The organism is Streptomyces callyspongiae, assembly GCF_047200695.1.
Classification (GTDB): domain Bacteria; phylum Actinomycetota; class Actinomycetes; order Streptomycetales; family Streptomycetaceae; genus Streptomyces.
Genome location: NZ_JBJZOM010000004.1, coordinates 25,178 through 51,079 on the forward strand (window position 1 = coordinate 25,178; position 25,902 = coordinate 51,079).

The 25,902-nt window shown below is 72.0% G+C and carries 2 protein-coding genes; both read right to left on the reverse strand.

Annotated features, from left to right (window positions below):
• Nucleotides 1-11,733, reverse strand: coding sequence for a non-ribosomal peptide synthetase (locus ACL06G_RS04565; protein WP_412835452.1), 11,733 nt, complete (start codon nucleotides 11,731-11,733; stop codon nucleotides 1-3).
• Nucleotides 11,727-25,901 carry a non-ribosomal peptide synthetase gene (locus ACL06G_RS04570; RefSeq protein WP_412835453.1) on the reverse strand — a complete coding sequence of 4,725 codons (14,175 nt, stop codon included), beginning with the start codon at nucleotides 25,899-25,901 and terminating at the stop codon, nucleotides 11,727-11,729. The genes ACL06G_RS04565 and ACL06G_RS04570 overlap by 7 nt, the downstream gene beginning before the upstream one ends.
• Nucleotide 25,902 lies beyond the last annotated feature (1 nt).

Genomic DNA, 25,902 nt, shown 5'->3' on the forward strand with positions numbered 1-25,902 from the left:
CTACTTGCTTTCGCGGAGCCGCTCGGCGAGCACGCGGCCGATTTCAGAGGCCGGTTCCGCCTGCATCATATGCGGATGCGTGCAGCGCACTACCTGGTATTCAATTTTTCCAGTTACGTGGGGGCGCCACTGTTCCACCCGCTCAGCCAGTTCCGTTTCCGGTACGGATTCGTCCGGCTCGGCCACGAAGACCAGGAGGTCGCAGTCGAGCGTTCCGGGCTCGAACCCGCCCAGCAGTGTGCGGTTGTTCGCGAACACGTTGGCCAGCGCCCCGATCGCGGATTCGTCGAGGTTGGCGAAGACGCTCTGGCGTTCGCGCAGCACCTCCGCCACCATCGTGTACTCCAGCGGCTCGTCGCCGAGGGAGTCCACGTCGTACCCGACGTAGTCGAGCATGATGCGCAGCGCGTCCTGCTGGTCCGGCAGCCGCTCCGGCTCCGGCTGGCTGCGGTCGATCGGGTACTGGTCGAGGTTCGCGAGCAGTCCGACCTCCTCGCCGGCGGCTCGCAGTTGGGTGGCCATGGCGTGGATGACCAGGCCTCCCAGCGACCAGCCGAGGAGATGGTAGGGACCGCTCGGCTGGACGGCGCGGATCTGCGCCACATAGTCGGTGGCCATGTCCTCGATGCTGGAGGGGAGTTGTGCCTCCGGGTCGGCGAGGCCCCTGGTCTGCAGGCCGTACAGCGGCCGGTCGGACCCGATGGACTTCATCAGGTTCGAGTAGACCCAGCTCAGTCCGCCGGCAGGGTGCACGCAGAAGAGCGGGGCCCGCTCACCCGTGGTCCGCAGCGGCAGCAGGACGTCGAGGGTGTCCTCCTGCGTGTCGCCTCCCAGTTGCTCGGCGAGTTCCGCCACGGTGGGCGACTCGAAGATGGTGCGGATGCTCAGGCGCACTCCGAAGGTCGCCCGCACCTTGCTGACCAGGCGCATCGACATGATGCTGTCGCCGCCGATGTCGAAGAAGCTGTCGTCGACACCGACCGACGGCAGGCCGAGGACCTCCGCGAACAGGCCGCAGAGCACCTCCTCCCGCAGCGTGCGCGGACCCGTTTTGTCGCCGGAGGTGAAGTCGGGGGCTGGGAGGGCCTTGCGGTCGAGTTTGCCGTGCGGGGTGAGCGGCAGTTCCTCCAGCGCGACGAACGCCGCCGGCACCATGTGGTCGGGCAGCCGCTCGGCCAGGCCGCTGCGCAGCCCGGCGGTGTCGATCTCGGCGCCCTCCGCCGGGATCACGTAGGCGACCAGGCTCCTGGCTCCCTCGTCGTTCTCCCGGGCGACGACGACGGCCCGGCCGACGGAGGGTTCCTGGGTGAGTGCGGTCTCGATCTCGCCGAGTTCGATACGGAACCCGCGGACCTTCACCTGCTCGTCCGCACGCCCCACGAACTCCAGCACACCCTCGGCGGTCCACCGCACCACATCACCCGTGCGATACATCCGCTCACCCGCACCACCGAACGGACACGCCACAAAACGCTCCGCCGACAACCCACGCCGACCCAGATACCCCCGAGCCAACCCCTCACCGGCCACATACAACTCACCGGCCACACCCACCGGCACCGGACGCAACCCACCATCCAGCACGAACACCCGCGTATTCACCACCGGAGAACCGATCGGCACCCCACCACCCGGCACCAACGGCCCACTCATCGACACCGCAACCGTCGACTCCGTCGGCCCGTACGCATTCACCATCCGACGCCCCGGAGCCCAACACTCCACCAACTCCGGCGCACACGCATCACCACCCACCACAAGACCACGCAACCCCGACAACTCCCCCGCAGCACGCCCCGGCACACTCGCCAACGCAGCCGGCGGAATCAACGCATGAGACACCCGCTCCGACGCCAGCACACCCGCCAACGCCTCCCCCACCAACGGACCCGAAGGCGGCACCACCAAAGCAGCACCAGCCCCCCACGCCATGCACAACTCCAGCACCGACGCATCGAAACTCGGCGACGAGAACGCCAACACCCGCGAAGCAGCATCCACACCGAACCGCTCCACACACGACACAGCGAACGCCGCCAACCCACGATGCGACACCACCACACCCTTCGGCCGACCCGTCGACCCCGACGTATAGATCACATACGCCGGATGATCGACCCCCAACGGAGCCAACCGCTCACCCTCACCCACCGGCGAACCATCAACACCCTCCAACCCCGGAACCGCACCGACCGACCACCAACGCAACCCCTCGACCACACCGGCGAACCGACCCACCGCCTCCTGCGAGGACAACACCAAAGCCGGCGACGCATCCCCCAACACGAACCGCACCCGCTCCACCGGATACTCCGGATCCACCGGCAGAAAAGCACCACCCGCCTTCGCCACCGCCAGCTGCGCCACCACCATCTCCACCGACCGCGGCAACACCAACGCCACCACCGACTCCGGACCCACACCCGCGCCGATCAACACCCGCGCAAGACGATTCGCCCGCTCGTCCAACTCCCCGTACGACAGCGACTCCCCCTCCGAAACCACCGCCGGAGAACCACCACCACCCGCCACACACGCACCGAACAACTCCGGCAACACCACCGGCACCACACCAGCACGCCCCGAACCGTTCCACTCCACCAACACCCGCCGACGCTCCGAAACCGACAGGAGCTCCGCGTCGCCGACCGGCTGCTCGGGATCGGCGGCGAACCGGTCGAAGAGTTCGACCAGCCAGTCCATCCAGCGCTGCACCTCGGCACGGGCGAACAGGTCACCCCGGTACTCGAACTTCAGCAGCAGGTGCTGCGCGGTCGGTACGGCGATGAGCGAGATCGGGTAGTGGTTCGCGTCGCGCGCCTCGAGACCGGTGATCCGCTGCCCCTCCGTCGGCGTACCGAGGGCACCGGTGTCCATCGGGTAGTTCTCGGTCACGGTGAGGGTGTCGAAGAGTTCGTCGACGCCCTGTGCACGCAGGAGGTCGGACAGGCCGAGGTACTGGTGTCCCATCACCCGGGTCTGCTGCTCCTGGAGCCGGCCCAGCAGTGCCGCCCAGGAGTCGTCGCGGCGCATGCGGACCCGCACGGGAAGGGTGTTGATGAACAGGCCGACCATGTTTTCCACACCGGGGATCTCGGGCGGCCGGCCCGAGACCGTGCCGCCGAACACCACGTCGTCGCGCCCGGTCAGCCGGCCCAGCAGCACTCCCCAGGCGGCCTGGACGACCGTGTTGAGAGTGATGCCGCAGCGTCGCGCGGCAGCTCCCAGCGCGGTGGTCAGCTGCTCGGGGACACGGTGCAGCAGTTCCTCCGGGACTCCGCCCCGGCTGCCGCTGCCGTCGGGAGCGATCAGCGTCGGTTCGTCGACGCCGTCCAGCACGCTCCGCCAGGCGGCGAGGGCGGTGCTCCGGTCCTGCCTGCTCAGCCAGTCCAGGTAGTCCCGGTACGGCGTCGGGGTCGGCAGGTCGCCGCCCGCGTACAGCACGAACAGCTCACGCATGACCAGCGGGGCGGACCAGCCGTCCAGCAGGATGTGGTGCGTGGTGAGCACGAACCGGCACCGCCCGCCGCCGAGGTGCAGCAGGGTGAAGCGGAACAGCGGCGGCTGCTCGACCGCGAAGCGGTCCACCCGGTCGGAGGCCATGAAGTCGGCCAGTGCGGCCTCCTGCTCCTCGCCGGCGGAGGCGCTCAGGTCCACCTCGCGCCAGGGCAGTTCGAGACCGCTGCGCACCACCTGCACCGGTCGGTCCAGCCCCTGCTGGCGGAAGGCGGCACGCAGGTTGGCGTGCCGGCGCAGCAGACCGTGCGCGGCTTCCCGCAGCCGGGACGCGTCCAGGCCGCCCTCGACGTCGACGGCGATCTGGATGTTGTAGACGTCGGGTGCGTCCTCGTCGTACTGCGCGTGGAAGAGCAGACCCTCCTGGAGAGGAGTGAGCGGGAGGACGTCCTCGAGCTGCTCCGGGTCCGCGGCCTCCACCATGTCGATCTGTGTCTGGGTCAGCGGCACCAGCGACAGGTCGGACGGACTGTAGCCGCCCGCCGAGGGACGGTCGACGTGCGCGACCAGGGCCTCCAGCGCCTCGAACCAGGTGTCGGCGAGCTCGCGCACCTCCTCCTCGGAGAACAGTGCCTCGGCCCACGACCAGACGGCGATCAGCCGGGGGCCGTCGGCACGGTCCTGCGTCTGCGCGTTCAGGTCGATGCTGTGGCTCAGCGGAACGTCCGTGTCACCGCCGCCGCCGAGCCCCCCGGACTCCGGAGCCGGGCTCCACTCCTGCGGCGATGCCTGCGTCTCCTCCTCCGCGATGGCGAACCGGCCGAGGTAGTTGAAGCCGACCTGCGGCTTGGGCAGTCCCGCGAGCATGGAGCTGGTCTGCGGGTTGAGGTACCGCAGCAGGCCGTAGCCGATGCCGTTCTCCGGCAGCCGGCGCAGCTGCTCCTTGACCTCCTTGAGCGCCCTGCCCGCGGAGGGGCCTCCGGCGCGGAACTCGTCCCAGTCCAGTCGACCGGGGTCGACGCGGACGGGGAAGAGGCTGGTGAACCATCCGACGGTGCGGTGCAGGTCGACGCCGTCGACGATCTCCTCACGGCCGTGGCCCTCGAGGTCGACGAGCGCCGCCGTGTGGTCGCCCCTGCCGTGAGTCCGCCGCCACCGGGCCAGCGCGGCACCGAATGCGGTGAGCAGAACGTCGTTGACCCTGGCGTGGAACGCCGCCGGCACGGTCGTCAGCAGGCGTGAGGTGAGCTCGGTGGGCAGCACCAGCGACATGGTGCGCGCCGTCGCGGTGATGTCGCGCTTCGGGTCGAGGGGTTCCGGGGTGAGCAGCGGATCGGAGTCGCCCAGCACGTCGGCCCAGGTCTCCAGTTCGCGGACGCGTTCTGTGTCCTGTGCGGCCTCCGTCAGCTTCTGCGCCCACGTGCGCAGCGAGGTACCGACGGGCGCGAGTTCGGGAGTCCGGCCGGCAGCCGCCTGCGCCCAGGCCTCGGAGAGGTCCGGCAGCAGAATCCGCCAGGAAACGCCGTCCACCACCAGGTGGTGCACCACGAGCAGCAGCCGCCCGGCGGCGTCGGGGCCGGCATCGAACCAGACGGCCTGCACCATCGCGCCGGTCTCCGGGTCCAGCCGGTCCCACGCGGCCTGTACATGCTCCCCGATGCGCGCCTGGGTCTCCTCCTTGTCCAGGCCGGCGATGTCCACCCGGCTGACGCAGTCAGCGGCGCGCAGTTCGCCGCGCGGCGGGATGTCGAGGTTCCAGATCAGTCCACCGGTCCGCCGCAGCCGCATCCGCAGCGCGTCGTGGTGGTCGAGCACCGCCTGCAGTGCCGTCTCCAGCCGCTGCAGTCCCAGGTCGGCGGGGGCGACGACCATCATCGTCTGGTTGAAGCGCTTGATGGGCCCGCCACGCTCCCGCATCCAGTGGATGATCGGGAGCAGGGGCACGGTGCCGACACCGTCGTCGTCCCCGCGGTGCTCCTCGACGGAACCGGCGGCGCCGGCCGCCGCGGCGAGCCGCGCGACGGTCTTGTGCTCGAAGACGTCGCGGGCGGTGAACTCGATCCCGGCAGCGCGTGCCCGGCTGACCAGTTTGATGGAGACGATGCTGTCGCCGCCGAGGTCGAAGAAGCTGTCGTCGACACCGACCGACGGCAGGCCGAGGACCTCCGCGAAGAGGGTGCACAGCGTCCGTTCGGCTTCGTTGCCCGCCTCCCGGCTGCTCTGCGCGGGAGCGAAGTCGGGGGCTGGGAGGGCCTTGCGGTCGAGTTTGCCGTGCGGGGTGAGCGGCAGTTCCTCCAGCGCGACGAACGCCGCCGGCACCATGTGCGCGGGGAGTTCGCAGGAGAGCCGTTCGCGCAGCAGCGCCGCGTCGACCTCCGCCCCGGCGGTGGGCACCACGTAGGCCATGAGTTGCTTGCGTCCCTCGTCGTTCTCCCGGGCGACGACGACGGCCCGGCCGACGGAGGGTTCCTGGGTGAGTGCGGTCTCGATCTCGCCGAGTTCGATACGGAACCCGCGGACCTTCACCTGCTCGTCCGCACGCCCCACGAACTCCAGCACACCCTCGGCGGTCCACCGCACCACATCACCCGTGCGATACATCCGCTCACCCGCACCACCGAACGGACACGCCACAAAACGCTCCGCCGACAACCCACGCCGACCCAGATACCCCCGAGCCAACCCCTCACCGGCCACATACAACTCACCGGCCACACCCACCGGCACCGGACGCAACCCACCATCCAGCACGAACACCCGCGTATTCACCACCGGAGAACCGATCGGCACCCCACCACCCGGCACCAACGGCCCACTCATCGACACCGCAACCGTCGACTCCGTCGGCCCGTACGCATTCACCATCCGACGCCCCGGAGCCCAACACTCCACCAACTCCGGCGCACACGCATCACCACCCACCACAAGACCACGCAACCCCGACAACTCCCCCGCAGCACGCCCCGGCACACTCGCCAACGCAGCCGGCGGAATCAACGCATGAGACACCCGCTCCGACGCCAGCACACCCGCCAACGCCTCCCCCACCAACGGACCCGAAGGCGGCACCACCAAAGCAGCACCAGCCCCCCACGCCATGCACAACTCCAGCACCGACGCATCGAAACTCGGCGACGAGAACGCCAACACCCGCGAAGCAGCATCCACACCGAACCGCTCCACACACGACACAGCGAACGCCGCCAACCCACGATGCGACACCACCACACCCTTCGGCCGACCCGTCGACCCCGACGTATAGATCACATACGCCGGATGATCGACCCCCAACGGAGCCAACCGCTCACCCTCACCCACCGGCGAACCATCAACACCCTCCAACCCCGGAACCGCACCGACCGACCACCAACGCAACCCCTCGACCACACCGGCGAACCGACCCACCGCCTCCTGCGAGGACAACACCAAAGCCGGCGACGCATCCCCCAACACGAACCGCACCCGCTCCACCGGATACTCCGGATCCACCGGCAGAAAAGCACCACCCGCCTTCGCCACCGCCAGCTGCGCCACCACCATCTCCACCGACCGCGGCAACACCAACGCCACCACCGACTCCGGACCCACACCCGCGCCGATCAACACCCGCGCAAGACGATTCGCCCGCTCGTCCAACTCCCCGTACGACAGCGACTCCCCCTCCGAAACCACCGCCGGAGAACCACCACCACCCGCCACACACGCACCGAACAACTCCGGCAACACCACCGGCACCACACCAGCACGCCCCGAACCGTTCCACTCCACCAACACCCGCCGACGCTCCGAAACCGACAGGACGTCGACGGACCCCAGGGGGAGCTCCGGTTCGGCGACCACGGCCTCCAGGAAGCGGACCAGCCGCTCGCCCATCCCGTCGACGGTGGCGCGGTCGAAGAGGTCGAGGCGGAACTCCACGAGTCCCTCGATGCCGCGCGGCTCGCCCTCGCGGTCGATGCTCTCGTTGAAGCTCAGTGAGAGGTCGAACTGCGTGGACTTCACCGGGACCTGCCGCACGGTGCAGTCCAGACCGGCCAGACCCATGTCGCTGTCCGGGGTGTTCTGCAGCGCCAGTGAGACCTGGAAGAGGGGGTGGCGGGCGAGCGAGCGCTCCGGGTTCAGCACCTCCACCAGCCGTTCGAACGGGACGTCCTGGTTGGCGTAGGCGGCCAGGTCGGCCTCCCGGACCCGGCCCAGGAGCTCCTGGAAGGTCGGGTTGCCGGAGAGGTCGGTGCGCAGCACCAGGGTGTTGATGAAGAACCCGACGACGCGTTCGAGGGCGTCGTCGCGGCGGCCGGCGATGGGGCTGCCGAGCACCACGTCGTCCGTGGAGCCGAGCACGGACAGCACGGAGGCCAGGCCGGCCTGGAGCACCATGAACAGGGTGGTGCCGGTCCGGCGTGCCAGTGCGACGAGTCCGCGGTGCAGTTCCTCGGGAAGATGGACCAGGACGGAGTCGGCCCGGTAGTCGGCCTCCGTCGGGCGCGGGCGGTCGGTCGGCAGGCGGAGCTCGTCGGGCAGTTCGGCGAGCGTGTCCTTCCAGAACGCGAGCTGCTGGTGGATGCGGCTCTCCGGGTCGTCCTCGGCGCCCAGGATCTCGTAGTTCCACATCGTGTAGTCGGCGTACTGGGCGGGCAGCGGCTGCCAGTCGGGGGCCCTGCCGTCGGCCCGCTCGGTGTAGGCGCGCGCCAGGTCGGCGGAGAACGGGTCGAGCGACCAGCCGTCGCCGGCGATGTGGTGGAGCACGGTCAGCAGGACATGCGACTCCGGACCGGTCTCGAACAGCGTGACCCGCAGCGGCGTCTCGACTGCCAGGTCGAAGCTCTGTGCGGAGGCGGCGGCGATGGCCGTGTCCAGGTCCTTCTCGGTCGTGTGCACCACGGCGAGTTCGCAGCCGGCCTCCGGGGGGAGGATCTCCTGGCGCGGTTCGCCGTCCGTGTCGGGGAAGACGGTGCGCAGACTCTCGTGCCGGGCCACGACGTCGCGCACGGCGGCCCGCATCGCGTCGACGTCCAGCAGTCCGGTCATCTGCACCGCCAGCACGATGTTGTGGGCGGTGCTGTGCCGCTCGAACCGATTCATGAACCACAGCCGGCGCTGTGCATAGGACAGCGGGATCTGCGCGGGACGCTCCACGGGACGGAGCGGTGCCTGGGCCCCGGCGGCGCCGCCGATGCGCTCCACCAGTTCGGCGACGGTGGGCGCCTCCCACAGCTCGCGCAGGGGCAGTTCCACCTCGAAGACCGAGCGGATGCGGCTCACCACGCGGGTGGCGTGCAGCGAGTGGCCGCCGAGTTCGAAGAAGTCGTCGTGGACACCGACCGAGGGCAGGTTGAGCATCTCGGCGAACAGCCCGCACAGGATCTCCTCCTGCGGGGTGCGGGGCCCCTGGCGGGTGACCATGGCCGAGAAGTCGGGAGCCGGCAGGGCTTTGCGGTCCACCTTGCCGTTGGGGGTCAGCGGCAGGGCGTCGAGCGGAACGAAGGCGGCGGGGATCATGTAGTCGGGCAGCCGGGAGCCGGCGTGGTCGCGCAGCGCGTCCACCGGCGGCACGGGGCGGCCGGAGAGCGCCACCAGGTAGGCGACGAGGCGCTTCTCGCCGGACTCGTCCTCGCGTGCCACCACCGTGACCTGGGAGAGGTCCTCGTGCGAGGCCAGCACTGCTTCGATCTCTCCGGGCTCCACGCGGAAGCCGCGGATCTTGACCTGGTCGTCGGCGCGGCCGGCGAACTCCAGTCTGCCGTCCGGGGCCCAGCGGGCCAGGTCGCCGGTGCGGTACATGCGGGTGCCGGGTGCGCCGAACGGGTCGGCCACGAACCGTTCGGAGGTGAGGCCCGTCCGTCCGGCGTAGCCGCGTGCCACTCCGTCGCCCGCGATGTACAGGTCGCCGGCGACGCCACGGGGTGCCGGCGAGAGCGAGGAGTCCAGGACGTAGACCCGCGTCCCGGCGATGGGTCCGCCGATCGCGGGGAGTCCGGGACGCTCGCCGAGTCGTTCCGAGGTGGACCACACGGTTGTCTCGGTGGGGCCGTAGACGTTCGTGACGTCCGCCGCCAGTTCGCGGAGCCGGTCGGCGAGGGCCGCGGGCAGCGGCTCGCCGCCGACCAGTACCCGCAGTCCTGCCAGTGCGCCCGGGTACTCGGCGGTCAGCGCCTGCCACAGGGTCGGGGTCGCCTGCATGAGGGTGGCGCCCCGGTCCGTGATCAGACGGGCGAGAGCGGGCGTGTCCAGGATCTGGTCGCGGGAGGCCAGCACGACGGCCGCACCTGCGCTGAGCGGGACGAAGAGTTCGAGAGCGGCGATGTCGAAGGCGACGGTCGTCACCGCGACGAGGCGGTCCGTCGCTCCGACCGTGAACCGCTGCCGCATGTCGGCCACCAGGTTGGTGAGGTTGGCACGCGAGACCACGACCCCCTTGGGGCGGCCGGTGGAACCCGAGGTGTAGATCGTGTATGCCGGGTGGGCGGGGAGGGCGCGGCGGCCCTCCTCGGGGGCGGTGCACGGCAGTTCCGCCGGAGCGGCCGTCGCGTCGGATGCGTCCGGGGAGATGCGCGGCACCCCGGTGGTCTCGGGAAGGCCGGTGACCGACGAGTCCGTCAGCAGCGCGGCGGGACGCGCGTCGGCGAGGATGTGGGCTATGCGGTCGGCCGGGTACTCCGGGTCGAGAGGGACGTAGGACCCTCCGGCCTTGAGGACGGCGAGCAGCGCGGTGACCAGGTCCGCGCCGCGGGGCAGGGCCACGGCGACCCGGCTCTCGGGGCCGACGCCGCGGCCGACGAGGCGGTGGGCGAGCCGGTTGGCGCGCTCGTCCAGCTCACGGTAGGTCAGCTCGCCACCGGTGTGGACGAGCGCCACGGCCTCGGGCCGCTGTGCCGCCTGCTCCTCGAAGGCCTCCAGGAAGGAGCCGTCGGCGGCCGGGGTGTCGGTGGTGTTCAGCTCCGTCAGGAGGTGGTCGCGCTCGGCGGCCGGCAGTGCGTGGACGCGTCCGACGGGCGCGTCGGGGTCCTCCTGGATCCGGGTGAGGACGTCGACCAGAGCGTCCAGGACGCTCTGCGCACGGGTCCGGTCGAAGAGGTCGGGCCGGTATCCGAGCCGTATGCGCATGCGCCGGCCGGGTGCGGGGAAGAGGGTCAGCGGGTAGTGCGTGGCGTCCTGGCCCACCGCGCCGGTGATGCGCAGCCCCTCGGCGGGCTCGCCGAGTCCGTCGGCCTCCACCGGGTAGTTCTCGAACACGACGAGGGTGTCGAACAGTTCACCGACGACGTCCGAGCGGCCCTGTACGTCGGCGAGCGTGAGGTGGTGGTGGTCCAGTACCCGGACCTGCCGCCGCTGCTGGTGTTCCAGCACGCGGCTCCAGGTTTCCGACGGCCGGGCGGAGACCCGCACGGGCAGCGTGTTGATGAAGGAACCGACCATGTTCTCCACGCCCGGGATCGCGGAGGGTCTGCCGGAGACCGTGCCGCCGAACACCACGTCGTCCCGGCCCGTGAGGCGGCCGAGCAGCACGCCCCAGGCGGCCTGGAGAACGGTGTTGAGGGTGACGCCGCAGCGCTTGGCGGTCTCCGAGAGCCCGTCGCTGAGCTCCTCGGACAGGGTGACCAGCAGGTCCTCGGGGACCACGGCGCCGCGGTCGGCGTCGGGAGCGATCATGGTCGGCTCGGAGACGCCGTCCAGCATCTCCCCCCACGCGTCGAGCGCGGCACGCCTGTCCTGCCGGCCCAGCCAGGACAGGTAGTCGCGGTACGGGGTCACCGGGGGCAGTTCGGCGCCCGAGTAGAGCGCGAACAGCTCGCGCATCAGGAGCGGGCCGGACCAGCCGTCCAGCAGGATGTGGTGGTTGGTCATCAGGAAGCGGCAGCGGTTCTCGCCGAGCCGGATCAGGGTGAAGCGCAGCAGCGGGGCGCGCTTCAGGTCGAAGCGGCGCACCCGGTCCTCCACCATCAGCGCGGCGAGCCGGTCGTCCTGCTCCTCGGCCGGGCCCTCGGTGAGATCGACCTCGGACCACGGCAGGGCGACGTCGCGCTGCACCACCTGGACCGGTTCGCCGTTCCTGCGGCGGCGGAAGCCGACGCGGAGGTTGGCGTGGCGGCGCAGCAGGGCGTCAGCGGCCCCGCGGAGCGCGTCGACGTCCAGCGCTCCCTGAAGGTCCACCGCGATCTGCACGGTGTAGACGTCGAGGGCGTCCTCGTCGTCGCCGGCGTACTGGTAGTGGAACAGCAGGCCTTCCTGCAGGGGCGACAAGGGCAGAAGATCCTCGATGCGCGACTGCTTCACCATGACAACCCCTCGTCGTCCAGTTCGTTCTCGAAATCGTCCAGTTCGTGCTGATCCACCGTCAGGAGGGTGGAGCGGGCCGCCTCCGGCGTTGCGGGGCCGCCGTTCCGCGCCCGGTCGACCATCGAGGTCAGGGCACGGAACCAGGTCTCGGCGAGGCTCCTCACGTCGGCCTCGTCGAACATGCCGTCGGGCCATGCCCAGGCGGCCACCAGGCGGGGACCGTCCGGGTGGTCCTGTGTCTGCGCGTTGAGGTCCAGGCTGTGCGCCATCGGCATGGCGTCGTCGCCGCCGCCGGTCAGACCGGCCATCCCCGGTGGTGGACTCCAGTCCTGCGCCGCGGCCTCGCTCCCGCCTCCGGCGGTGAAGCGTCCGAGGTAGTTGAAGCCGAGCTGCGGGGTGCGCAGCGCCGCCAACTGCTCCGCGGTCCGTTCGTTGAGGTAGCGCAGCATGCCGTACCCGATGCCGCCGTCCGGCAGTTCGGCCAGCTGGGCACGTACCGCGGCGACGGCCGCGTCCACGGCCCGGCCACCGGCCCAGAAGTCGTTGAAGTCCACCCGGCCCGGGTTCAGCCGCAACGGGTGCGAGTCGGTGAACCACCCGACGGTGCGGGAGAGGTCGGCGCCCTTCACGACCGGTTCCCGGCCGTGTCCCTCCGTCTCCACCAGCACCGCGTTGCCCTGGGTGGGCTGCCGCTTGGCGCGCCAGGAGGCCACCGCCACCGCGAAGGCCGTCAGGAGCACGTCCTTGATGCCGGCGTCGAGTGCGGACGGGACGTCGGTGAGCAACGGTCCCGCGGTTTCGGGCGGCAGAGTGAGGCTGAGGGTCTGCGCGGACCCGAACACGTCACGTTCCGGGTCCAGGGCCCGTTCTGCGAGCTGCGGGTCCGGGCCGCCGAGCACGCGGCGCCACAGCGGCAGCTCCTCCAGCCGGCGGGGCGACCGTGCCTCGTCGGCGAGTCTCCGCGCCCAGGTGCGCAGCGAGGTGCCGACCGGCTGCAGCTCCGGTTCCCGGCCCTCGGCGGCCTGCGCGTAGGCGGAGGCGATGTCCGGGAGCAGGATCCGCCAGGACACGCCGTCGACCACGAGATGGTGGACGGCGAGCAGCAGGAGGCCCGGTCGGTCCTCGCCGGCGTCGAACCACACCGCCCGGACGAGCGATCCGGACTCGGGAGTCAGCAGCGCGGCCGCGGCCCGGCCCTCTTCCACGATCACGGCTCGCTGCGTCTCGGTGTCGGCCGCCGCGGTCCCGGCGAAGTCGACGCGCCGCACGACGTCCTCGGCCCGCACCGCGCCGCGGGGCCGCACCTCGGTGCGCCAGGTCCCGTCGCTCCGGTCGAGCAGGACCCGCAGCCCGTCGTGCCGGTCGAGGACGCTCTGCAGGGCAGTGGTGAGCCGGTGCAGGTCGAGCGCGGCGGGCGTCCGGACGATCATGGCCTGGTGGAATCCGTCGATCGGTCCGCCGTGCTCCCGCCACCAGTACACGATGGGCGTGAGGGGCAGGTCGCCGATCCCGGCGTCGGGGCCCTCGGCCCGGGTCTCCGAGGCGTCCTCGGCGACCGCGGCGAGTGCCGCGGGAGTGCGGTGCTCGAACACGTCGGGCACGCTCAGCTCGATTCCGGCGGCACGGGCGCGGCTGACGAGCTGGATGGAGACGATGCTGTCGCCGCCCAGGTCGAAGAAGCCGTCGTCGACTCCCACCGCATCCCGGCCGAGAAGCTCGGCGAAGAGGCGGCAGAGGGTCTCCTCCCGTTCGGACGCGGGGTCGCGGGCGGGCTCACCGGTGTCGAAGTCCGGCACCGGCAGGGCCGTCCGGTCGAGCTTGCCGTTGGCGGTGAGGGGGAGCCCGTCCAGGGTCACGAACGCGGCGGGCACCATGTAGTCGGGCAGTGCCGCTCCGAGTTCCTTGCGCAGCAGGGCCGGTTCCGGGATGTCCGTGCCGGCCTCCGCCACCAGGTAGGCGGCGAGCTGTTTCAGGCCCGGGGTGTCCTCCCGGACGATCACGGCGGCCTGTTCGACCCCGGGCTGCGCCAGCAGGACGGTCTCGATCTCGCCGAGTTCCACCCGGAAGCCGCGGATCTTGACCTGGTCGTCGGCGCGGCCGACGAACTCCAGCTCTCCGGCGACGTTCCAGCGGACCACGTCGCCGGTGCGGTACATCCGGGAACCGGCCGGGCCGAAGGGGTCCGCCACGAACCGCTCCGCGGTCAGGCCCGGCCGCCCCAGGTAGCCGAGCGCCACGCCGTCGCCGGCGAGGTGCAGTTCGCCCGCCACGCCGACCGGTACCGGCCGCAGCCGCCCGTCGAGCACCCTGACCCGGGTGTTGGGTACGGGGCGTCCGATCGGCGGCACGGCGGTGGCCGGGAGGGGGGCGCTGAGGGTGGCGGCGACCGTGCTCTCCGTCGGACCGTAGGCGTTGATCACGGTGCGCCCGGCCGTCCAGCGGGAGAGCAGTCCCGGAGAGAGCGCCTCGCCGCCGGAGACGATGCAGCGCAGGGTGGGCAGTTCGCGTGCCGGCATGGTGCCCAGCAGCGGAGCCGGCAGCATCAGGTGTGTGGCGCGGGCCGCCTCGACCGCGTCGGCGAGGCCGTCCCCGACCAGCTCCCGGTCCGGCCCCGGCAGCGCGAGGGTGGCCCCGGACAGCAGGCTCATCGCCACGTCGCCGACGGACACGTCGAAGTTGGTGGACACCACCTGCAGCACCCTGCTGTCGCCGTCCAGGCCCAGTCGCTCGACGTGGCCGGCGACGAACGGCGCCAGTCCGGCGTGCCTGACCAGCACGCCCTTGGGTCGGCCGGTCGACCCCGAGGTGTAGATGAGGTAGGCCGGGCTGTCGCTGCTCCACGTCGTCGCGGGGGCGGAGTCCGGGCGCGCCGCGACGGCGGCGTCGAACTGCGGGTCGTCGGCCGTCAGCACGGGCACGTCGGCGGACGGCATCCGCTCCTGCGACGCGGCGGTGGCGAGCAGCATGCACGGGGCGGCGTCGGCGAGCATGAACCTCACCCGCTCCGCCGGGTAGTCCGGGTCCACCGGCAGGTAGGCGGCTCCGGCCTTGAGCACCGCCAGGAACGCGGTGACCTGGAGCGGGGAGCGGGGTACGGCGACCGCCACGATCCGGCCCGGCTCCGCGCCACGGGCGATCAGTTCGTGCGCGAGCCGGTTGGCACGCGCGTCGAGTTCGGCGTAGGAGATCTCCTCGCCCTCGCACCACAGCGCCGGCGCTCCGGGGGTGCGTTCCGCCTGCGCCCGGAAGAGTTCCCCGAGGGTGCCGACGGGCACCTCGGGGCCCTCGCCGCTCCAGGCGCCGAGCAGCCGGTCCTGCTCGCTCCCGATCAGCAGGTCGTGCTCGCCGATCGGCCGGTCGGGCTCCGCCAGCATCCGTTCCAGCAGGACCACGAGGCGGTCGGCGAGGAGTTGGACGGAGTCGGCGGTGAACAGGTCGGTGCTGTACTCGACCGTGCCGACGATGCCGTCGGGGGCACCGTCCCGGTCCCAGGTCTCGGCCAGGTTGACGGCCAGGTCGAACTTGGCCACCCGCAGGCCGTTGGGGTGCTGCGTGATGGTCACGTCGTCCCCGAGGCTCAGTTCGGCCGGCGGGGTGTTCAGCAGGTTGAGCATGATCTGGAGCAGCGGGTGCCGGGAGGTGGAGCGGCTGGGGTTGAGCACCTCGACGAGCCGCTCGAACGGCACATTCTGGTTCTCGTGGGCGGCGGCGTCGGTCCGGCGCACCCGCTCCACCAGTTCCCGGAAGGTCGGTTCGCCGCTGGTGTCGGTGCGCAGGACCAGCGTGTTGACGAAGAACCCGACCAGTTCGTCGAGGGCGTCGTCGGTGCGTCCGGCGACGGTGGTTCCCAGGGGCACGTCGGTGCCCGCGCCGAGACGGGTGAGGAGGGTGGCGAGTCCCGCCTGGAGCACCATGAACGGGCTCGATCCCGTGGCCCGGGCCAGCTCGGCCAGCGCGCGGTGCTGCGCCGGTTCCAGCCGCAGCCGCACCAGTTCACCGCGGTGACTGGGCCTGGAGGGCCGGGGGAGGTCCGTCGGCAGGTCCAGTTCCTCCGGCATGCCCGCGAGCTGTTCGCGCCAGAAGTCGAGTTCGGCGACCAGCCGGGAGTCGCCGTCGTCCTCGTCGCCGAGCATGTCGCGCTGCCAGAGGGCGTAGTCGGCGTACTGCACGGGCAGCGGGGTCCACTCGGGTGCCGCTCCGGCCGCGCGGGCCCGGTACGCCCCGGACAGGTCGCGGAGCAGCGGGCCGAGGGACCATCCGTCGGAGACGATGTGGTGCATCAGGAGAACCAGCACGTGGTCGCGTGGGCCGACGCGGAACAGGTGCACCCTGAAAGGCAGTTCGGCGAGCAGGTCGAACCCGTAGGCGGCGGCGCGTGCCACCTCCTCGTCCAGCTCGTCCGGCCCGACCTCGGCGATCCGCAGCCGGGGGGTGGCTGCCGCGGGCTCCAGGATCTCCTGGCGTGCGGAGCCGTCGGTCTCCGGGAAGACGGTGCGCAGGCTCTCGTGCCGGGCGACCAGGTCACCGAGGGCCGCCTGCAGCGCCTCGGGGTCGAGGGGCCCGGTAAGCCGCATGGTGAGCGGAATGTTGTAGGTCGGGCTGGGTCCCTCCAGCCGGTTGAGGAACCAGAGCCGGCGCTGGGCGAAGGACAGCGGGATGCTCTCCGGCCGCTCCTGCGGCACCACGGAGGTGCGGGCGTCGTCGGCTCCGCCGACGAGCACGGCCAGTCCGGCGACCGTGGGGTTCTCGAAGAAGCCGCGCAGCGGCAGTTCGGCGTCGAACTCGCTGCGGATCCGGCTCACGAGTTTCGTCGCCTGGAGCGAGTGGCCGCCGAGCTCGAAGAAGTTCGCCTCGACGCCGATGTCCTCGTCGCGCAGCACCTCGGCGAAGATCCGCTGCAGCCGGGCTTCGGTGTCGTTCCGCGGGGGGCGTCCGGCACCCGGTGCGGCGGACTCGGGCGCGGGCAGCGACTTGCGGTCGATCTTCCCGTTCGGGGTCAGCGGTAGTTCGGGCAGTACGACGAAGGCCGACGGCACCATGTACTCCGGCATGCGCGCGGCGACGTGCTCGCGCAGGTCCTCGGCGGCGGGGGCGGCACGGCCCGTCGCGGCCACCGTGTAGGCGACCAGGCGCTTCTCGTCCGGCTCGTCCTCCCGCACGACGACGGCCGCCTGCACCACGTCGGGGTGGTCGACGAGCCGGGACTCGATCTCGCCCGGTTCGATGCGGAAGCCGCGGATCTTGACCTGGTCGTCGGCGCGGCCGACGAACTCCAGGTTCCCGTCCGGCAGCCACCGGACGAGGTCGCCGGTGCGGTACATGCGGGAGCCGGCCGGGCCGAACGGGTCGGCCACGAACCGCTCGGCCGTCAGCGCCGTCCGGCCCGCGTAGCCGCGCGCCAGTCCGGCGCCGGCCAGGTACGCCTCGCCGGGCGTGCCCACCGGAACCGGTTGCAGCAGCGGATCCAGGACCAGGACGCGCACGTTCCACAACGGCCGGCCGATGGGCGGAGTGGTGCCGCCGGTGAGCGGTGCGCTGACGGTGGCGCACACCGTCGCCTCGGTCGGGCCGTAGGCGTTCAGCAGGCGTCGACCGGATGCCCAGCGGGAGACCAGGCCGGGGGCGGAGGCCTCACCGGCCAGGATGACGTTCATGCCGTCCGGCAGCGCGTCGTCGGGCAGCACCGCCAGCGCGGCGGGCGGAATGTTGGCGTGGGTGACACGTTCGCGGTGCAGCAGCGCGGCCAGCGGATCGCCGACGGCCAGGTCGTCGGCGGGTGCCATCACCAGGGTGCCGCCGACGAGCAGCGGAGCGAGGATCTCCCAGATCGCGGCGTCGAAGCTGGAGGAGGCGAACTGCAGCATCCGGCTGCTCGCGTCCAGGGCGAACTGTTCGCGGATCGCTCCGAAGCTCCCGATGCCCTCGTGGGAGACCACCACGCCCTTCGGTGTGCCGGTCGATCCGGAGGTGTAGATCATGTAGGCGGCGCCTGCCGGGGAGAGGGCACCGGTCTCCGGCGCGGTCTCCGGCAGGTCGGCCAGCTCCGCACGGACGTCCGCATCGTCGAGCAGCACACGCGGCACGTCGGAGTCCGGCAGGCCGGCGGCGGCGTCGGTCCGGGTCAGCACGGCGGCCGGAGCGGCGTCGCCGAGGAGGAAGGCGATCCGCTCGGCGGGGTAGTCGGGGTCGACCGGCAGGTACACGGCCCCTGCCTTGAGGACGGCCAGCAGGGCGACGACGAGTTGCGGTGTGCGCGGCAGAGCGACGGCCACGACGTCCTCGGTGCCGACGCCCCTGCGGGCGAGGAGCTGTCCGAGGCGTGAGGCTTCGGCGTCCAGTTCCGCGTAGTTCAGTTCCTCGCCGTCGTGGCTGACGGCCACCGATGCCGGGGTGGCGGCGGCCTGCCGCGCGAACTGCTCGGCGACGGTTCCGCCGGGAACCGGATGCCCGGTGGCGTTGAAGTCGTGCACCACCTCGCGCCGCTCGGCCGGGGAGAGCACGTCCAGCGCGGCAATGGGCAGGTCGGGGTCGGTGCACGCGGCGTCGATCAGGCGGAGCAGCCGGTCCGCGATGCGGGAGACGGTCTCCGGTTCGAAGAGGTCGTCGCTGTACTCGACGAGTCCCGTCATTCCGGCGGGGCGGCCCTCGTCGTCGTAGCGTTCCCGCAGGCTGAAGGCGAGGTCGAACTTCGCGGCCCCGATGCCGCAGTCCTGCGCTCCGATCTCGAGCCCGGGCAGGCTGATCTCGGTGTCCTCGGTGTTCTGCAGGTTCAGCCACACCTGGAACAGCGGGTGCCGTCCGAGCGACCGCTCGGGGTTGAGCACCTCCACCAACCGCTCGAACGGCACCTCCTGGTGCGCGTACGCGGCGAGGTCCGCCTCCCGGACCCGGCCCAGCAGCTCGCGGAAGTCGGGGTCGCCGGACAGGTCGGTGCGCAGCACCAGGGTGTTGACGAAGAACCCGACCAGTTCGTCCAGGGCCTCGTCGTTCCGTCCCGCCACCGGCGTGCCGAGCGGAATGTCCGCGCCCGCCCCCAGGCGGTTCAGCAGTGCGGCGAGCGCGGCCTGGCCGACCATGAACAGGCTCGTCCGGCTCTCGCGGGCCAGCCGTGCCATCCGGGCGTGGAGTTCCGCCGGCACCGCGAAGGGCACGGTCGAGCCCTTGTGGCTGGCCACCGGCGGCCGGGGGCGGTCGGCGGGCAGCCGCAACTCGTCCGGCAGTCCGGTCAGCGTGGCGCGCCAGTACTCCAGTTGGCGGGCGATCTCACTGCCCTCTTCGCTCTCGCTGCCGAGCACCTCGCGCTGCCACAGCGTGTAGTCCGCGTACTGGATGGGCAGCGGCTCCCACTCCGGCGGGGTGCCCGCGAGCCGGGCGCCGTAGGCCTCGGCGAGGTCACGTGCCATCGGAGCCATGGACAGGCCGTCGCCCGCGATGTGGTGCATCACCAGCAGCAGCACGTGCCGCTCGGCACCGAGCCGGTACAGGTGGACGCGCAGCGGCAGTTCGGTGTCCAGGTCGAAGCCGCTGAAGGCAGCCTCCTGCATGGCCGCTTCGAGTCCCGGCTCGTCCACGTCGCGGACGGCGAGGGCCGGGGCGGCCCGGTCCGCCGGGACCACGTGCTGGCGGGGCGTGCCGTCGACCTCGGGGAAGACGGTCCGCAGGCTCTCGTGCCGGGCCACCACGTCACCGAGCGCGGACTGGAGCGCCGACACGTCGAGCGCCCCGGTCAGGCGCGCGGCCAGCGGCAGGTTGTAGGTCGAGCTGGGGCCCTCCAGCCGGTTGAGGAACCACAGGCGGCGCTGGGCGAACGAGAGCGGCACGTCCTCGGACCGGGGCATGGGCCGCACCGCGGCGCGGGCTCCGGCGGCACCGTCCGTCCTGACCGCGAGGGCGGCGACGGTGGGCGTCTCGAAGACGTCGCGTACGGCCAGTTCGACGCCGAGCGTGCTGCGGATGCGGCTCACCAGCTTGGTGGCGAGCAGCGAGTGGCCGCCCAGGGCGAAGAAGTCGTCGTCCGGGCCGGCCTGCGGGACGTCGAGCACCTCGGCGAACAGGCCGCACAGGATCTCCTCCCGCGGGCCGCGCGGGGCACGCCCCCCGACGACCTCGTCCTCGGGCACCGGCACGGGCAGTGCGGCCCGGTCGAGCTTTCCGCTGGGGGTGAGTGGGAACGCCTCCAGGTGCACGAACGTGCCGGGGACCATGTGGTCGGGGAGCGCCGCGGCGACATGGGTGCGCAGCGCCTCCCTGCCGATCCCGCCGGCCGTCGGTACCACGTAGCCGACCAGGCGGCGGCTGCCGTGCCGGTCCTCGTGCGCGGCGACAGCGGCCTGGGCCACCTCGGGGTGGGAGTCCAGGACTGCCTCGATCTCGCCGAGTTCGATGCGGAAACCGCGGACCTTGACCTGGTGGTCGGCACGGCCGACGTAGGCGAGTTCGCCGTCGGCGTTCCAGCGCACCAGGTCGCCGGTGCGGTACATGCGGGCGCCGGGCTCTCCGAACGGGTCGGCGACGAAGCGCTCGGAGGTGAGGCCCGTGCGGTTGAGGTAGCCGCGCGCCAGCGGTGCGCCGGAGACGTACAGTTCGCCGGTGACGCCGTCGGGAACCGGCCGCAGCACGGAGTCCAGCACGTACACGCGGGTGTTCCACACCGGCCGGCCGATCGGCGCGGCGCCTCCGGCGGTGCCGGAGGTGTCGGCCGGCGCGGAGTGGGCGGTGACGACGTGCGTCTCGGACGGGCCGTAGTGGTTGTGCACCACGCCGTTCCCCACGGCGCGGCACAGGTCGCGCACCCGGTCGCGGAACACCAGGGCCTCGCCGGCCTGGGCGACGTGGCGCAGCACGGGCAGCGGTATCCGCTGCTCCGCGACGGCCTCACCGAGGGCGTCGAGCATCATCGTCGGCGCGTACAGCTCGGTGATCCCGTGCTCCCCGAGCCAGCGGGCGAACCGCGCCGGATCCCGGCGGGTTTCCTCCTCCGGCACCACGAGGGTCTTGCCGTCGAGGAGGGCGGAGAGGATTTCCTGTGCGGAGACGTCGAAGCTGATCGCGGTGAACTGGGCGACGCGGGACCCCGGTTCTGCGGGGATGTGTGCGGCGTGCCAGGAGATCAGGTTGACCAGGGCCCCGGCAGGCATCACCACGCCCTTGGGGCGCCCTGTGGAACCGGAGGTGTAGATCAGGTAGCCGGGGTGCCGGGGCAGCAGGGGCCCCGTGCGCTCGCCGTCGGACAGGTCGCCGGGATCGGCCGCCGCGAGCAGGGCGGTGACCTCGGGGTCGTCCAGGGCCACCGTGGGGGCGGCCGCGGGCAGGCCGGCGGCGCCCGCGCGGGTGGACAGCACCGTGCCCGGTGCGGCGTCGGCCAGCATGAAGGCGATCCGCTCCGCGGGGTACTCCGGGTCGATCGGCAGGTATCCGGCACCGGACTTCAGCACGGCGAGCAGCGCGACGACGAGGTCGGCGGAGCGGGGAAGAGCCAGGGCGACGATGCTCTCCGGCCCGACGCCGCGACCGGTCAGCAGCCGGGCGAGCCGGTTGGCGCGGGCGTTCAGCTCGCCGTACGTCAGCTCCTCGGCGCCGCACAGCACCGCCGGTGCGTCGGGCCGACGTGCGGCTGCGGCCTCGAAGAGGGCCGGCAGCGACAGTTCGGGGACGTCGTGGGCCGTCTCGTTGCGCGTCACGAGCTGCTCGTGGCGGGCGACCGGGTCGAGGGCGTCGACCCGGCTGACGGGCCGTGCCGGATCGGCGACGACCCCTTCGAGGACGCGGACGAAGGAGGCCGCGATCCGCTCCGCGGAGCTCTTGTGGAAGAGGTCCTCGCTGTACTCGACGAAACCCTCCAGGCCGCCGGGGCGTCCGTCGGGGGTGTAGGCCTCCCGCAGGCTGAACAGCAGGTCGAACTTGGCCACGCCGGTGTCGAGGCGCTGCGTGCCGACCTGCACGCCCGGCAGCCGGAACGGCGCGGTCGGGTTGTTGTGCAGGGTGAGCATGACCTGGAACAGCGGGTGCCGGGACAGCGACCGGTCGGGGTTGAGCACCTCCACCAGCCGCTCGAACGGCACCTCCTGGTGCGCGTACGCGGCGAGGTCGGCCTCGCGGACCCGGTCCAGCAGCTCGCGGAAGTCGGGGTCGCCGGACAGGTCGGTGCGCAGCACGAGGGTGTTGATGAAGAACCCGACGAGATCGTCGAGGGACTCGTCGTTCCGTCCGGCGATCGGGGTGCCGAGCGGGATGTCCGTACCCGCCCCCAGGCGGTTCAACAGCACCGCGAGCCCCGCCTGCAGCGTCATGAACACACTGGTCCGGCAGGTGCGGGAGAGCGCCACCAGACGCTGGTGCACCTCCTGGTTGATCCGGAAACCGACGCTTCCGCCGCGGTACGAGGAGGTCGCCGGGCGCGGACGGTCCGCGGGGAGGTTGAGTTCCTCCGGCAGTCCGGCCAGCGTCTCGCGCCAGAAGGCCAGTTGCCGGGAGACGGCACTGTCCGGGTCGTCCTCGCTGCCCAGCACGTCGCGCTGCCACAGGGCGAAGTCGGCGTACTGCACCGGCAGCGGCTCGAACGCCGGCTCCGCGCCTTCGCGCCGGGCGCCGTAGGCCGCGGACAGGTCGCGGCCGAAGGGGACGGCCGACCACTCGTCCATGACGATGTGGTGCATGACGACGAGCAGCACCCACTCCTCGTCCCCGAGGCGCAGCAGCCGCGCGCGGACCGGCGGTTCGGCGGTGAGGTCGAAGCCCTCGGCAGCCGCCGCGCGCAGCGCCGCCTCCACCTCGGAGGGGGCCACTTCGGTCACCGGCAGATCCGGGACAGCGTCGCTCACCTGCTGGCAGGGGACACCGTCGCGGTCCGGGAAGACCGTGCGGAGGCTCTCGTGCCGGGCGGCGACGTCGGCGAGTGCGGCACGCAGCGCACCGACGTCCAGCGGCCCGGTCAGGCGGGCGGCCATCGGCACGTTGTAGGCCGGGCTGGGGCCTTCGAAGCGGTTGAGGAACCACAGCCGTGTCTGCTGCTGCGACAGCGGCACCTGTGCCGGTCGCGGCCCGGGCTCGATGCGCTGCGTCACGGGGCCCTCGGCGGTGAGGTGGCCGGCGAGCCCGGCGACGGTGGGCGCCTCGAAGAGGTTGCGGAGCGAGAACTGCACGCCGAACACCGAGCGGATCCGCGTGACGAGGCGGGTGGCCAGCAGGGAGTGGCCGCCGAGCTCGAAGAAGCTGTCGTCGATGCCGACCACGGACGCACCGAGGATCTCCGCGAACAACCCGCACAGGATCTCCTCCTGCGGGGTCCGCGGGGTACGGCCGGCGCCGACGCCGGAGAAGTCCGGGGCCGGCAGCGCCCTGGTGTCCAGCTTGCCGTTGGGCGTCACGGGCAGTTCGTCCAGGACCACGAACGCGGCGGGCACCATGTAGGAGGGCAGCGATTCCGCCACGCGCGTCCGCAGGACGGCCGCCCCGGGGGCGTCGGAGCCGTTCTCCGCGACCAGGTAGGCCACCAGGCGGCGGTCGCCGGGGCGGTCCTCGCGGACGACGACCGTCGCCCGGGCGACACCGTCCTGCGCGAGCAGGACCGACTCGATCTCGCCCAGTTCGATGCGGAAGCCGTGCAGCTTGACCTGGTTGTCCGCCCGCCCCTGGAAGACGAGTTCACCGTCGGTGCTCCACATCGCCACGTCACCGGTGCGGTACATGCGGGCCCCCGGCCCCTCGAACGGGTTGGCGAGGAACCGCTCCGAGGTGAGCCCGGCGCGCCCCAGGTAGCCGCGGGCGAGGCCCTCACCGGCGATGTAGAGCTCGCCGGGCACGCCGGGCAGCACCGGCCGCAGCGCGGCGTCCAGCAGGTAGACACGGGAACCGGTGATCGGTGCGCCGATCGGGGGTACCGTCTCTCCGGCCAGGGGTGCGCTCATGGTGGCGCAGACGGTGGTCTCGGAGGGGCCGTAGGCGTTGATCATGCGGCGCCCGGGCGACCAGCGGCCGACCAGTTCCGGCGAGGTGGCCTCGCCCGCCACCACCAGTGTCATGCCCTCGGGCAGCGCGTTCCGGTCGAGGACGGCGAGCGCGGCCGGCGGGATCGTGGCGTGCGTGATGCGCTGCTCGGCCAGCAGTTCCGCCAGCGGCTGCCCCGGGCGCAGCCGTTCGGACGGCGCCAGCACCAGCGTCGCGCCGGTGAGCAGGCCCATGACCAGCTCCCAGAAGGCGGCGTCGAAGCTGATCGAGGCGAACTGGAGCACCCGGCTGCCGGGGCCCACCTCGAAGCGTTCGCTCTGGGTGCGGGCCAGCGCGGCGATGCCGTGGTGGGAGACCACGACCCCCTTGGGGCGGCCGGTCGAGCCCGAGGTGTAGATGAGGTACGCGGGCTGATGCACGGACGTGGTCACGTCGGGTGCCCGGTCGTCCGGAGCGTCGGCGAGGAGTGCCGCGGTGCCGGCGTCGTCCAGCAGCATCGGCGCCCGGTCCGTGGCCGGCAGCGTCTCCGCGACGGCGCCGGTGGTGAGCACCGCGGCGGGACGCGCGTCGTCGAGCATGTAGGCGATGCGCTCGGCGGGGTAGTCCGGGTCGACGGGCAGATAGGCGGCACCGGCCTTGTGGACCGCGAGCACGGCCACCGCCAGGTCCGCGGAACGCGGCAGCGCCAGTGCCACGAACTGTTCCGGCCCGACCCCGGCGGCCACGAGACGGTGGGCCAGGCGGTTGGCGCGCCGGTCGACCTCGGCGTAGGAGAGGGTGGTGTCCCCGAACACCACGGCCGGATCCCGCGGTGCCCGCGACGCCCGGTCGGCGAACAGTTCGGGGAACGTGCGCGGCGCCTCGCCGCCGGTGTCGTTGCGGGAGGCGAGAATCTCCTTCCGCTCCTCGCCGGCGAGCACGTCCAGGGTGCCGACCGGGCGGTCCGGGCCCCGCACCACGGCCTCGAGCATCCGTACCAGGCGGGCACCGATCGTCTCGACGTCGCCGGCGGTGAAGACATCGGGCCGGTACCCGAAGCGGATCCGCAGCGTCTCGCCGGGGAGCGCGGCCACGCTCAGCGGATAGTGGTTGGCGTCGGCGCCGTGGGCGTCGACGATCGTCAGATCGGCGAGTTCCCGGAAACCCTTCTCGTCGAACGGGTAGTTCTCGGTGACGGTGATGGTGTCGAACAGCTCACCGTGGACGCCGGCGAGGGCGTGCACGTCGGGCAGGTTGAGATGCTGGTGCGACATCAGACCGGCCTGCTGCCGCTGGAAACGGGCGAGCATGTCCCCGACCGGCTCCGCGTGGTCGATGCGCAGCCGCACCGGGAGCGTGTTCACGAACAGGCCGACGATGTTCTCGACGCCGGGGATGTCCGCGGGGCGTCCGGAGACCGTGCCGCCGAACACGACGTCGTCGCGCCCCGTGAGGCGGCTGAGCACCAGGGCCCAGGCTCCCTGGAACACGGTGTTGAGGGTGAGGTCGTGCCGGCGGGCCGTCTCCGACAGGTCACGGCTCAGCTCCGCGGGGACCTCCACGAGCAGGCGCTCCGGCGGGACGGGCGTGTGCAGCCGCTCCTCGGACACCAGCCGGGTGGGCTCCTCGACGCCGCGGAGCACCGTGCGCCAGGCGTCCTCGGCCGCGTCGCGGTCCTGGGCGGCCAGCCAGGCGAGGTAGTCGCGGTAGGGCGTCACGGGCGGCAGGGCGGAGCCGTCACCACCGGCTGCGTAGAGGGTGAAGAGGTCCGTCATGAGGCGGCCGACGGACCAGCCGTCGAGCAGGATGTGGTGGTGCGCCATCACCAGGCGGTACCGGCGGTCGCCGTGGCGGATGAGCGTGAAGTGCAGCAGCGGCGGCCGGGTCAGGTCGAAGGTGCGGTCCGCCGCGGCGTCGGTGTGCTCGGCCAGTCCGGCGGCCCGCAGCTCCTCGGGCACGTCCCGCAGGTCGATCTCCTGCCAGGGCAGAGGAACCTCGCGCGGGATGAGCTGCACGGGCTTGCTCAGGCGCTCGTACCGGAACGCCGCTCGCAGGTTGGAGTGGCGGCGCAGCAGGCACGAGACGGATTCCCGCATCGCACCGGCGTCCAGCTCGCCCTCGAGGTCGAGACAGAGCTTCGCCGTGTAGATGTCGAGCGAACGCTCGTGGTAGACGGTGTGGAAGAGCAGGCCCTCCTGCAGAGGTGAGAGCGGCAGGACGTCCTGGAATCCAGGCTTCGTCATG